Below are 12,556 nucleotides of genomic sequence, written 5' to 3'. Positions count from 1 at the left end.
CATTATCTTTAAGATAATGCTTTTCTTATTATTTCAATGGTGGAGACGAGGGGAGTCGAACCCCTGTCCGCAAGTCCTTTCCTCGCTGCGTCTACGTGCGTAGCCATCTGATTTTTAAATCTCGTCGCACACATCGCACAGTGGCAGGCTCTGTGATTGACCAGTCCCAATTAGTCCACTCTCGGTCGAGACACCCCGAAAGTAGTTCCCTGCATAAATGACGTCCAGGCCTGGCCGGCAGGAGGGCTTAGGCGGGACGAGCAGTCATTATGCTGCTAAAGCGTAATTATCGTTTGCGTTTATTTTAAGTTCCCCAGTTTTTACGTGACCCAGAGTAACACGACACGCAGCCTCAAGTGCCAAACCCACGTCGAAACCATTACGCCCCCGTGGTTGTTTTATAGTCCTGAGACTTTCTATCGCAAACTTTTTTCACCATTAATCAATATTAAGTTGTTATATATATAATAAAACTTTTTAAACTTAAAAGCAATATTATCTCATTGGAATTGTATCTAGTATCTACCAGACAGCTCTCTTTCAATACGTCTATTAGCATCTTTCTTAGCTAAGTCTTGGCGTTTATCATATAATTTTTTACCTTTTGCTAAAGCAAGTTCAACTTTAACTTTACCATTTTTAAGATAAACACTTAAAGGAATTAAAGCATAACCTTTTATAGTTGTAGCCCCTATAAGCTTTCTTATTTCATGTTTATGAAGTAATAATTTTCTTACTCTAAGAGGATCCACATTAAATATGTTTCCTTGTTCGTATGGACTTATATGAACTTGTTTTAAAAATACCTCTGAATTATCAACAGAAGCATATCCTTCAGCTAAGTTAAGTTTACCTTGTCTAATAGACTTAACTTCAGTACCCTTTAATTCGATACCACATTCATAAGTTTCTTCTATAAAATACTCATGTCTTGCTTTTCTATTAGTAGCTAAAACCTTAACACCTGCCATACAAATCACCTCTTATCCTTATCCTTCATTAATTACCTTAAAATATACCATATATAACCATACTAGTCAATACTCACAAATATCGAGTTAACTTAAAACTTGATGCACTAGTATTATATGTAATAAGCATACTATATATTACACATAGTATATAAAATCAATAACATTTCACTCCCAAAATTTCCAATGTTAGTCCATCCTTATATACAACTTATACCCAATTATGCTACTCTTTTACCAAAATGTTAAAAAGAGGTTAAAAAATTATGGTTTCAAAACTATGCGCTTTACTGCTTATTCTTTATTGTACAAAAAATCTATATGATTTAGCTACAATGAATACATTCCAAATAGAAAAAGACATAATAGAAAAATTAAAATATGAGGATTTAGCTAAAAAAGCAGCTAAATGCTACAAATCCTTATTTGTATTAGAAGATATATCATATTTAGGAATAACAATACTATCATTAAGAGATAGTAAGTTTTTTATATTAATATTTTTCATTACTTTTTTTGTATTTGCAGGACTTAAAATAATAGCAGCTAAGGTATTTGAAACAATCTCAAAGAAAGTAGGTGAATCAAATTAGCGTATTACCACGGATACTATTTTTAATAATCATACTTAAAATTTTAAATGATACATTTAAATCAATTAAAAATAACTTTTCGAAAGAAATTAGAAGTACATCAAATTTCCCAGAAATTCTATATAGAAAAGTACTAAACGTAACAGACTTCGTAGACTTATTATTCTACATATTATTAAGTATCATCTTAATAGTAAACAAACACTTGGATATATACTACTACCTAATACCGGCGTATATAATCCTAAGAGTATCACTAACATACATAACACTATGTGCAAAAAAATCATCACAATCATAAAATGAGGGAGAGTTCGGATTTGTTATTTCTGAAATACTTAAATCCCATTCACCCTCCAAATAAAGATTAATTACAAAAAGGGAGAGTTTGGAATTGTTGTTTACGTAACACTTAAAGACCGAGATCTTCAGGTCTTTGTGTGAAGTAAATAATAATCCAAACTCTCCCACTTCAATTACTCTTGTTCTATCTTCCCTAGAAGTTTAAAGTCTATCTCTTTAAAATCCACATTAACTTTTTCAACTTTAATCTTAACAACATCACCAATTCTATACATTTTCTTAGTTCTCTCACCTAAAATAGTAAAAGTATTCTCATCAAATATATAATAATCATCATTCATATCTGCAAGTCTAACTAAACCTTCAACAGTATTATCTAACTCGATAAACATACCAAAAGAAGTTACACTTGAAACAATACCTACAAACTCTGCTCCAACTCTATCTTCCATATATCTAGCTTTATAAATATCTTTAACATCTCTTTCAGCAAGCTCTGCTTCTCTTTCTCTTTCTGATGATTGAGTAGAAGCATAATCAACTATTTGAGCTAATTGATCTTGTCTCTTTTGACTTATCTTACCGTTTAAGAACTCTTTTATAATTCTATGAATTTGTAAGTCTGGATATCTTCTTATAGGTGAAGTAAAGTGAGAATAATATTGAGCAGCTAATCCAAAGTGACCTACACACTCAGGTGAATATCTAGCTTGTTTTAAAGAACGTAACATGATAGTACTTATAGCTTTTTCTTCTGTCTTACCATGTATTTGCTCTATTATACCTTGTAATGCTTTAGGATGAACACTTTCTAAATCTCCTTTTATAACATATCCAAAAGTAGATATAAACTTATTTAAAGTTTCTATCTTCTCATGTGCAGGAGTCTCATGAACTCTATAAACAAAAGGCATATTTAACCAGAAGAAATGTTCTGCTACAGTTTCATTTGTTATTAACATGAACTCTTCTATTATTCTGTTAGATATTCTTCTTTCATATTGTACTATATCAACAACATCGCCATCATTATTTAATATTATCTTAGCTTCAGGGAAATCAAAATCTATAGCCCCACGCTTTTCTCTTCTCTTCATTAATATTCTAGCTAGCTTTTCAGCAGTGAAGAAATCATCAGCTACCTTAGCAAATGTCTTTTTAAGTTTCTCATCATCTTTTTCAAGAATATCTGATACTTCTGTATAAGTCATTCTAGCTTTTGAATTTATTATAGTTTCTTTTATATCATGCTTAACTACTTCACCTTTATGGTTTATTTCCATAAATACTGATAATGTAAGCTTATCTTCAAACGGATTTAAACTACATACTCCATTAGATAAAGTTTTAGGTAACATAGGTATTACCTTATCAACTAAATAAACAGAAGTTGCTCTTTTTAAAGCTTCTTTATCTAACTTACTCTTTTCTTTTACATAATGAGTAACGTCAGCTATATGAACTCCTAATTTATAGTTTCCATTATCTAATACTTCTATAGATACAGCGTCATCTAAGTCTTTAGCATCTTCACCATCTATAGTGAATATATTCATATCTCTTATATCTAATCTTCTATCTATTTCTTCTTGTGGTATTTCGATAGCTACTTTTTCAGCTTCATCTAATACCTTTTTAGGGAATTCTTCAGGAAGACCATGTTCTCTTATTACAGATGCTATCTCAACATATCTGTCCCCTTTTTGCCCTAATATTTCTATTATTTTACCTTCTGGTTTTCTATCTTCTGTTGGCCATTGAGTTATTCTACAAACTACTTTGTCATTTCCTCTAGCTCCATTGAAAAACTTCTTAGGTATAAATATATCTTTATTAAACTTCTTATTGTCTGGTAAGACAAATCCAAAGTTTTTACTTTCTTGGAAAGTTCCTACAACATCAGTTATAGCTCTTTCTACAACTTTTATAATTCTACCTTCTGCTCTTTTTTCATCAGTTGCTGGAGTTGTGATCTCAGCTATAACTCTATCATTATGCATTGCTCCATTAAGACTATCAGCAGGTATAAATAAATCTTGCGTATACTCTTCATCAGATTCTACAAATCCAAATCCTTTTTTATGAGATACTAGCTTACCTACAAAAAGTCCCATCTGGTTTGGAGATGTGTATTTCCCTTTTTTAGTAAGTATTAAATACCCTGATTCTACTAATTCATCTAAAAAGTTGTAGAACATAGGCATTTCTGTATGATGTATATCAAATATCATTGCTAATTCTTCTTTTTTTAGAGGATTGTATGCTGCTTCTGATATAAGTCCCAACAATTTTTGTTTTAATTCTTCACCCATTGTTTTCCTCCTATTAATTTAGTTATTACTTTATTCTATGCTTTTACTAAATATTTTTCCCATTTTATTTATATAAATTACAATAAGATTAATTATCCATAAATTATATCATTAAATGGTTATAATGGTAAATTCTGTTTTATATGATAATAAAAAACAATTACGTTAAATCGTAATTGTCATCTTATGTGTAAAATAAATTCAATTTTATTATTTAACTAAAAGTATTGCCATAGCATTTAAGAAAAATAATACTGCACTTATTTTAGTTACTCTTGCTAAAAATGCTTCTTTCCCTTTTGGTTTAAAGTAACTTTGAGTTCCCTCTCCACCAAATTCAGTAGGTACAGCACTCTTAGTATCTTGTGGTAATATACTTACTACTAAAATTATAGATATTACTACCTGTACTCCCATTAATACATTAAACATAGCTATCCTCCTACATTTATAATCACTAATATAGCATAATTTTAGTGTAGCATAATAATATACTACATTCAAGTTATAAAGTCAATCTTGTTGTATTATTACCCAATCTTAACCACAATAATCCTGATACAAAACTTTCTTTTTTCTCTCATAAATATCCGAAGGTTTAATATCTTAGTTTTATCGACTTTTAAAGCTTATTTTTGGCTTTAGGAGCCACACGCTACCTTTTACGTACGAATGGGTAATCTATACGTTTCAACGCCCTTTAAAGCTTCTTTCTAGCTTTGGAAACGAAACTTCTTTTCATCTCACAAATGTCCGAAGGGTTAATATGTTAGTTTCAGCGCCCTTTAAAGCATCTTTTCAGTTTTTTAAGTTTTTTCCAAAATGTCCGAAGGGTGCATGTATAAGTTTTAGCGACTTTTAAAGCTTCTTTCTAGCTTTAGGAGCAAAACTTATACATACACCCGAGGACCCTCTAAAAGGTTATAAAACTGAAAAGAGCCTTAGTAAACTAAGACTCTTTTTTAGCATTTATCTATATAATTTGAGGTTATTTCTTTAAGTTATAGAATGAGTTTAATCCGCAGTATCTAGCAGACTCCCCTACCATCTCTTCTATTCTTAATAATTGGTTGTACTTAGCAACTCTATCAGTTCTTGATGGAGCACCAGTTTTTATTTGACCAGCATTTACAGCTACTGCTAAATCAGCTATAGTAGTATCTTCAGTTTCTCCAGATCTATGAGATATAACTGCAGTGTATCCAGCTCTCTTAGCCATTTCTATAGCATCTAAAGTCTCAGTTAAAGTACCTATTTGGTTAACTTTTACTAATATAGAGTTTGCTACACCAGCTTCTATTCCTCTTTCTAATCTTTCAGTATTAGTAACAAATAAGTCGTCTCCAACTAATTGTAATTTGTTTCCTAATCTGTCAGTTAATACTTTCCATCCATCCCAATCTTCTTCGTCTAATCCATCTTCTATAGTTATTATAGGGAAGTTGTTAGCCCAATCTTCATATAAATCAACCATTTCAGCAGAAGTTAATTCTTTTCCTTCTCCAGCTAAAACGTATTTTTTAGTTTCTTTGTTGTACATTTCTGTAGCAGCAACGTCAAGTCCTAACATAACGTCTTTTCCTGGCTCGTATCCAGCTTTTGATATAGCTTCAACTATTAATTCTAAAGCAGCTCTGTTTGAATCTAAGTTTGGAGCGAATCCACCCTCGTCACCAACACCACAAGCTAATCCATTTTCACCTAAAACTTTCTTTAATGAATGGAATACTTCTGCTCCCATTCTTAATCCTTCTCTGAAAGATTTAGCACCTACTGGTAATATCATGAACTCTTGAACGTCTACGTTATTATCAGCATGCTCTCCACCGTTTAGTATGTTCATCATTGGAACTGGTAATTGCTTAGCGTTTACTCCACCTATGTATTGGAATAATGGTAAACCAACTTCTTCAGCAGCAGCTCTAGCTACAGCCATAGAAACACCTAATATAGCGTTTGCTCCTAATTTACCTTTGTTTGGAGTTCCATCTAATTCTATTAATAATCCATCTATTCCAGGTTGGTCTGTTGCATCCATACCTTCTAATTCAGGTGCTATTATTTCGTTAACGTTGTCAACAGCTTTCTCAACACCTTTTCCTAAGTATCTTCCTTTATCTCCATCTCTTAACTCAACTGCTTCGAAAGCTCCTGTTGATGCTCCTGATGGAACTATAGCTCTACCAGTTACTCCACTTTCTAATACTACTTCAACCTCTACAGTTGGGTTTCCTCTTGAATCTAATACTTCTCTAGCGTATACTAAATCGATTAATGACATAATTATGTCTCCTTTCAAGTTTATATATTAAAGTTTTAAATATATATCTATATTATATTATAAATATTGGTAATTAATAGTATTTAATGTAATCTTTTGTAAAATTACATTACTTTTGTATTAATGAATCTCCAGTCATTTCTTCTGGTTTTTGTAAATTCATTATGTCAAGTACAGTTGGTGCTATATCAGATAATCTTCCACCTTCTCTAAGTTTAGAAGACTTGTATTCATCACCAACAACCATAAATGGTACTGGGTTAGTTGAGTGCGCAGTTATAGTTGTTTTAGTTTCTGGATCTTGCATTAATTCTGCATTACCATGGTCAGCTGTTATTAAAGCTACTCCACCTTTTTCTAAAACTTTATTTGTAACTTGTCCAACACATTTATCAACTTCCTCTACAGCCTTAACTGCTGCTTCTATAACTCCAGTATGTCCAACCATATCTGGGTTAGCATAGTTTAGTACTATAAAGTCATATTTATCTTCATCTATAGCTTTTAACATTTTTTCTGTTAATTCATCAGCACTCATTTCAGGTTGTAAATCATATGTTGCAACCTTTGGAGATGGTACTAACAATCTATCTTCACCTTTGTTTGGTTCTTCAACTCCACCATTAAAGAAGAAAGTAACATGAGCATATTTTTCTGTTTCAGCAGCTCTTAATTGAGTCTTACCATTTTCAGCTAAATATTCTCCTAATGTATTTTCTAAGCTTTGTGGTTTGAATGCTACGTGCACATTTTTTATAGTTATGTCATATGTAGTTAAACAAACAAAGTAAGTTTTCATACATGGTCTTTCAAATCCAACAAATTCATCGCAAACTAATGCTCTTGTTATTTGTCTTGCTCTATCTGGTCTAAAGTTACCAAATATTATAGAGTCATTTTCTTTTATAAGACCTACTGGGTTTCCGTCTTCAACTATTACAGTTGGTAGTACGAATTCATCAGTCTTATTTTCTTTATAAGCTTTTTCTACTGCTTCTTTTGCAGAAGTAGCAGTTTCGCCTTTTCCATCAACCATAGCTTCATAAGCTAGTTGTATTCTTTCCCATCTTTTATCTCTATCCATAGCATAGTATCTCCCAGATACTGATGCAAATTTCCCCACTCCTACTTCTTGCATGTATTTTTCAACATCTTCGATGAATGTTAAAGCACTCTTTGGATCAGTGTCTCTACCATCTGTGAATGCATGAACATATACATTTTCAACACCATTTTCTTTAGCCATTTTTATTAACGCTTTTAAATGGTCTATATGTGAATGAACTCCTCCATTAGATACTAATCCCATTAAATGAAGTGAATGTTCTTTCCCATTTTTCATTGCTTCTAATAAGACATCATTTTTGAAAAGTTCTCCATCTTCTATTGCCTTACTAACTCTAGTTAAATCTTGATATACTATTCTTCCTGCTCCGATGTTTGTGTGCCCAACTTCTGAGTTACCCATTTGTCCATCTGGAAGACCAACATCAAGACCACTAGCTTGTATTAAAGTATGAGGGTAGTTTTCATGTAATTTGTCTAAGTTAGGAGTTTTTGCACTTGCTACTGCATTTCCTATCTTTACTTCACTACATCCAAAACCGTCCATTATTATTAATGCTACTGGTTTTTTCATGTCTTTTTTCACTCCTTAGAAATTAACAAGTTCTGTGAAGTCAGCTGGTTGTAGACTAGCTCCACCAACTAAAGCTCCATCTATATCAGTTTGGTTCATTATTTCTGATACATTAGAAGGTTTTACACTTCCTCCGTATTGTATTCTTACTTCTTCTGATATTTCTTCTCCGTATAATCCTTTAACTACTTCTCTAACGTATGCTATTACATCGTTAGCTTGCTCAGCAGTTGCAGTTTTTCCAGTTCCTATAGCCCATATTGGCTCGTAAGCTATAACAACTTTTTTCATATCTTCTGCAGTTACATTTTCTAAAGCTTTTTCAGTTTGAACTTTGCAAACATCTTTAGTTTTATCTGCTTCTCTTTCTTCTAAAGTTTCACCTATACATAATATTGGATCTATTCCAGCTTCTAAAGCTTTTAATACTTTCTTGTTTACTGTTTCGTTAGTTTCATTGAAGTATTGTCTTCTTTCAGAATGTCCTAATACTACATAATCTATATCTAATTCTTTTAACATAGGTGCAGATATTTCTCCTGTAAATGCTCCATTATCTGCATAGTGCATATTTTGAGCACCTATTTTTATAGGAGTTCCTTTTGTAGCTTCCTTTAAATCTTTTAATAAAGTGAAAGGAGCACATATAACTGCCTCTACATCTGTATTATTTACTTTTCCTTTTATCTCATTAACAAACTCTACAGCTTCTGCTATAGTTTTGTGCATTTTCCAGTTTCCTGCTATTATAGGTTTTCTCATTTTTACTTCCTCCATTACTATAAATTGAATATAGTACTTTTTTTGCTTGCAGTAGATAAAATCAATTTTATCTACTGCAAGCTATATATAATTATTGATAAAATTTAAGGCCTATTTATTGTCTAATGCTGATATACCTGGTAAGTCTTTACCTTCTAAGAATTCTAGAGAAGCTCCTCCACCTGTAGAAACGTGAGTCATCTTATCTCCAAATCCTAATTGGTTAACAGCTGCAGCAGAGTCTCCTCCACCTATTACTGTTGTAGCATTTTCTAAAGCTGCCATAGTTTTAGCAACAGCTAATGTTCCTTTTGCAAAGTTTTCAAATTCGAAAACTCCCATAGGTCCATTCCATACTATTGTTTTAGAAGCATTTACTGTATTCACGTATTCTTCTATAGTTTTTGGTCCTATATCTAGTCCCATGAATCCTTCTGGTATGTTTGCATCTTCAGTTATAACTGGAGCAACATCTGCAAATTTATCAGCAACAGCATTATCTACTGGTAATAATAATTTAACACCTTTAGCTTTTGCTTTTTCCATCATTTCTTTAGCGTATTCTACCTTGTCTTCTTCAACTAATGAAGTTCCTATTTGGTATCCTTGAGCTTTTAAGAATGTGTAAGCCATTCCTCCACCTATTATTAGGTTGTCTACTTTTTCTAATAATTCATTTATAACAGCTATCTTATCAGAAACTTTTGCTCCTCCTAATATAGCAGTGAAAGGTCTTACTGGATTAGCTACAGCTTCTCCTAAGAACTTTAATTCTTTTTGTATTAAGTATCCGCAAACTTTTTCATTTAAGAACTCTCCAGCTCCAACTGTTGAACAGTGAGCTCTATGAGCAGTTCCGAATGCATCATTTACAAATATTTCAGCTAATGAAGCTAACTCTTTAGAGAAGTTTTCTTCATTTTTAGTTTCTTCTTTTCTATATCTAGTATTTTCTAATAATACTATATCTCCGTTTTCCATTTTTTCTACAGCAGTTTTTGCATTTTCCCCTACAACATTTTCGTCAGCTGCAAATACTACTTCTTTACCTAACATTTCAGATAATCTTTTAGCTACTGGTGCTAAAGATAATTCTGGCTTAGCTTCACCTTTTGGTTTTCCTAAGTGAGAGCATAATATAACTTTTGCTCCGTTGTCTACTAAGTATTTTATAGTAGGCATAGCTCCGTTTAATCTATTTTCATCAGTTATAACCCCATCCTTTAAAGGTACGTTGAAGTCACATCTAACTAAAACTCTTTTACCACACACATTTATATCTTCTATCGTTTTCTTATTAAGCATTGACATGGTACTATCTCCTCTCAAAAAATGTTTTCCACAAATCAGTATATCACATTTATGCTTTTTGACCAATAAAGTATGTCACATTTATAGAAAAATTTGCTTTTCTTGATATACTTATTTTTGCTGATTTATAATCAAATTTTTGTCTAGTACGATCTATAATCGTAAAAAAGTCCAGAGCCCGTAGTGTTAAACTACAAACCCGGACTTTTTTAAAGCCTGTATATTTTTATTTATACGAATTACTTAGCTAAGTTAGCGAAGTATCCTAAAGTTCTTATTAATTGAGAAGTGTAAGACATTTCATTGTCATACCAAGAAACAACTTTAACTAATTGCTCTCCGTTTACTTCCATAACTTTTGTTTGAGTTGCATCGAATAATGATCCGAACTCTATTCCTACTATGTCTGAAGATACTAATGGCTCTTCAGTGTATCCGAAAGATTCATTAGCTGCAGCTTGCATTTCAGCATTTATTTCTTCTACAGTTACTTTTTTATCTAATGTACAAACTAATTCAGTTAAAGAACCAGTTATAACTGGAACTCTTTGAGCTCCTCCGTCTAATTTACCTTTTAATTCTGGTATAACTAAACCGATAGCTTTTGCAGCTCCTGTAGTGTTAGGAACTATATTAGCAGCAGCAGCTCTAGCTCTTCTTAAATCTCCTTTAGCATGAGGACCATCTAAAGTATTTTGGTCATTAGTGTATGCATGTATTGTAGTCATGAATCCTTTTTGTAATCCGAATTTATCATTTAAAGTTTTAGCCATTGGTGCTAAACAGTTAGTTGTACAAGAAGCCCCTGATATAACTGTTTCGCTTCCATCTAATATATCATGGTTAACGTTAAATACTACTGTTTTTAAGTCTCCTGTTGCAGGTGCTGATATAACAACTTTTTTAGCTCCAGCTTCTAAATGAAGACCAGCTTTTTCTTGAGAAGTGAAGAATCCAGTACACTCTAATACTATATCAACGTTTAATTCTTTCCAAGGTAAGTCTGCAGGGTTTCTCTCAGCAGTAACTTTTATTTCTTGTCCGTTAACTACGAAAGCTCCTTCTTTAACTTCTATTTCACCGTTGAATCTTCCTTGAGCTGAATCATATTTGAATAAGTGAGCTAATGTCTTAGCGTCTGTTAAGTCATTTATTGCTACTACTTCAAATTTATCTGTTTGCTCCATTAATCTTCTTAGAGCTAATCTACCTATTCTTCCAAATCCATTAATTGCTACTTTAACCATTATGTTTGCCTCCCTAATATAAATGTGTGTATATTTAGCTAGCTTTGCTAGTTATTAACTAATTTACTTCTAATATTTTATAAGCACTTTGTTCATCTGTAATTATGACCATATTATCATTTAACTTAGATATTGCAGTAACTGCTTCTGCTTTGCTTGATCCTGCAAATATTGCTATGTTATTTTTTACAGATTTAAATGTTTCTAATTTTATTCCTACAGTATTTAATTCATATACTATTTCACCATTTTTGTTGAAATAATATCCAAATGCTTCACCTACAGCTCCTTTAGATAAAATTTCTTCGACTTGCTCTTTTGGTAATTTTCTTCTTGTAGCCATTTCATCTGCTCTTCCAATTCCAAATACAAGTATGTCTGTGTTTAAAACAAAATTTAATGTTTTGTGTATTTCTGGTTCTAGACTAAGCGTTTTCATTGCTTCTACACCTAGTTCATCTGGTACATGAAGTAATTTGTAATGTGCTCCTAATTTTTTTCCTAATATAGCTACTATGTTATTCGATTGAGTTTCTACATCTTTTCCGACTCCTCCTCTAGCAGGAACTATAGTCGTTTGATTGTATTTTTTGTCGCTTTTTAAACTGTTGGCAAACTCTAGCATAGTACTTCCACCTGTTACTGCTACGACACTATTGTCTTTTAGTATACTTAAGAAGTATTCAGCACCTTGTTTTGCTACATCTTTTAACAAGCTCTCATTCTTTTCAAAGTCACCAGGAACAATTATAACTTTTTTAATTCCTAATTTCTCTTTAACTTTATGTTGTAGCTGTGAAAGACCCATAACATCATTCATAATATCTTTTAGTTGATCTAAAAGTTCTAATCCTTCTTCTGTCACCGTCATTCCTGAAACGGCTACATTTATTAGATTTTGTTCTTTTAAGACTTCTGTCTCTGATCTAACTATTCTTTCGCTAATCTCTAGCATATTTGATAATGTACGTCTTCCTATTGGTTCACTTAAAGATATCTGTCTTAATATAGAATATCTTCTTTCCATGATTTCTATTACCTGTGGAATTAGTTTCTTTTGTATATTAATTAAGTCATTCATTAAAAGTTACTCCTTCAATATAATTCTTATCTCAGGGACATTTTGTGTCCCCTGTT

The 12,556-nt window shown here is 32.0% G+C and carries 10 protein-coding genes and 1 other RNA gene; 1 reads left to right on the top strand and 10 read right to left on the bottom strand.

The features are described 5' to 3' along the window. Positions 1 to 37: 37 nt before the first annotated feature. Together ssrA and smpB are read right to left on the bottom strand one after the other, a co-directional pair. Positions 38 to 389, bottom strand: a transfer-messenger RNA (tmRNA) gene (ssrA, locus tag ACN6I1_RS01035). Positions 390 to 515: 126 nt separating this feature from the next. Next, positions 516 to 971: an SsrA-binding protein SmpB gene (gene smpB, locus ACN6I1_RS01030; RefSeq protein WP_021430171.1), complete on the bottom strand. Its 456-nt coding sequence runs from the start codon at positions 969 to 971 to the stop codon at positions 516 to 518. A 266-nt stretch (positions 972 to 1,237) separates the two neighbouring features. On the opposite strand from smpB, the gene ACN6I1_RS01025 reads away from it, so the two are divergent. Further along, positions 1,238 to 1,564: a hypothetical protein gene (locus ACN6I1_RS01025; protein ID WP_021430155.1), complete on the top strand. Its 327-nt coding sequence runs from the start codon at positions 1,238 to 1,240 to the stop codon at positions 1,562 to 1,564. A gap of 476 nt (positions 1,565 to 2,040) precedes the next feature. Here ACN6I1_RS01025 and rnr read toward each other — a convergent pair whose 3' ends face one another. From rnr to ACN6I1_RS00985, 8 genes are all read right to left on the bottom strand, one after another. After that, entirely contained in the window at positions 2,041 to 4,179 is a 2,139-nt protein-coding gene (gene rnr / locus ACN6I1_RS01020) for a ribonuclease R (RefSeq protein WP_419742411.1), read from the bottom strand. A 210-nt stretch (positions 4,180 to 4,389) separates the two neighbouring features. Beyond that, positions 4,390 to 4,611: a preprotein translocase subunit SecG gene (gene secG / locus ACN6I1_RS01015; RefSeq protein WP_052169208.1), complete on the bottom strand. Its 222-nt coding sequence runs from the start codon at positions 4,609 to 4,611 to the stop codon at positions 4,390 to 4,392. Between the two features lie 556 nt (positions 4,612 to 5,167). Continuing rightward, positions 5,168 to 6,460 carry a phosphopyruvate hydratase gene (gene eno / locus ACN6I1_RS01010; protein ID WP_021434089.1) on the bottom strand — a complete coding sequence of 431 codons (1,293 nt, stop codon included), beginning with the start codon at positions 6,458 to 6,460 and terminating at the stop codon, positions 5,168 to 5,170. A 109-nt stretch (positions 6,461 to 6,569) separates the two neighbouring features. Continuing rightward, the gene (gpmI, locus tag ACN6I1_RS01005; RefSeq protein WP_220796101.1) at positions 6,570 to 8,099 is read right to left on the bottom strand and encodes a 2,3-bisphosphoglycerate-independent phosphoglycerate mutase; all 1,530 of its coding nucleotides are present in this window, start codon (positions 8,097 to 8,099) and stop codon (positions 6,570 to 6,572) included. A gap of 15 nt (positions 8,100 to 8,114) precedes the next feature. Beyond that, complete coding sequence (gene tpiA, locus ACN6I1_RS01000; protein ID WP_021430225.1) at positions 8,115 to 8,861, bottom strand: triose-phosphate isomerase; 747 nt, start codon at positions 8,859 to 8,861, stop codon at positions 8,115 to 8,117. Between the two features lie 111 nt (positions 8,862 to 8,972). Beyond that, entirely contained in the window at positions 8,973 to 10,172 is a 1,200-nt protein-coding gene (locus ACN6I1_RS00995; protein ID WP_114542603.1) for a phosphoglycerate kinase, read from the bottom strand. A gap of 239 nt (positions 10,173 to 10,411) precedes the next feature. Further along, positions 10,412 to 11,419: a type I glyceraldehyde-3-phosphate dehydrogenase gene (gene gap / locus ACN6I1_RS00990; protein WP_021434093.1), complete on the bottom strand. Its 1,008-nt coding sequence runs from the start codon at positions 11,417 to 11,419 to the stop codon at positions 10,412 to 10,414. Positions 11,420 to 11,477: 58 nt separating this feature from the next. Continuing rightward, positions 11,478 to 12,500, bottom strand: coding sequence for a sugar-binding transcriptional regulator (locus tag ACN6I1_RS00985; protein ID WP_114542604.1), 1,023 nt, complete (start codon positions 12,498 to 12,500; stop codon positions 11,478 to 11,480). Positions 12,501 to 12,556: the final 56 nt, after the last annotated feature.

Origin of the sequence: Paraclostridium dentum, assembly GCF_048568265.1 — a bacterium.
Taxonomy (GTDB): domain Bacteria; phylum Bacillota; class Clostridia; order Peptostreptococcales; family Peptostreptococcaceae; genus Paraclostridium; species Paraclostridium dentum.
This window is presented reverse-complemented; position numbering and strand designations above follow the sequence as displayed.

What these genes read in the sequence shown, in the direction of transcription:
- smpB (WP_021430171.1), bottom strand. Translation starts at nt 971, where the DNA reads ATGGCAGGTGTTAAGGTTTTAGCTACTAATAGAAAAGCAAGACATGAG.
- ACN6I1_RS01025 (WP_021430155.1), top strand. Translation starts at nt 1,238, where the DNA reads ATGGTTTCAAAACTATGCGCTTTACTGCTTATTCTTTATTGTACAAAA.
- rnr (WP_419742411.1), bottom strand. Translation starts at nt 4,179, where the DNA reads ATGGGTGAAGAATTAAAACAAAAATTGTTGGGACTTATATCAGAAGCA.
- secG (WP_052169208.1), bottom strand. Translation starts at nt 4,611, where the DNA reads ATGTTTAATGTATTAATGGGAGTACAGGTAGTAATATCTATAATTTTA.
- eno (WP_021434089.1), bottom strand. Translation starts at nt 6,460, where the DNA reads ATGTCATTAATCGATTTAGTATACGCTAGAGAAGTATTAGATTCAAGA.
- gpmI (WP_220796101.1), bottom strand. Translation starts at nt 8,099, where the DNA reads ATGAAAAAACCAGTAGCATTAATAATAATGGACGGTTTTGGATGTAGT.
- tpiA (WP_021430225.1), bottom strand. Translation starts at nt 8,861, where the DNA reads ATGAGAAAACCTATAATAGCAGGAAACTGGAAAATGCACAAAACTATA.
- ACN6I1_RS00995 (WP_114542603.1), bottom strand. Translation starts at nt 10,172, where the DNA reads ATGTCAATGCTTAATAAGAAAACGATAGAAGATATAAATGTGTGTGGT.
- gap (WP_021434093.1), bottom strand. Translation starts at nt 11,419, where the DNA reads ATGGTTAAAGTAGCAATTAATGGATTTGGAAGAATAGGTAGATTAGCT.
- ACN6I1_RS00985 (WP_114542604.1), bottom strand. Translation starts at nt 12,500, where the DNA reads ATGAATGACTTAATTAATATACAAAAGAAACTAATTCCACAGGTAATA.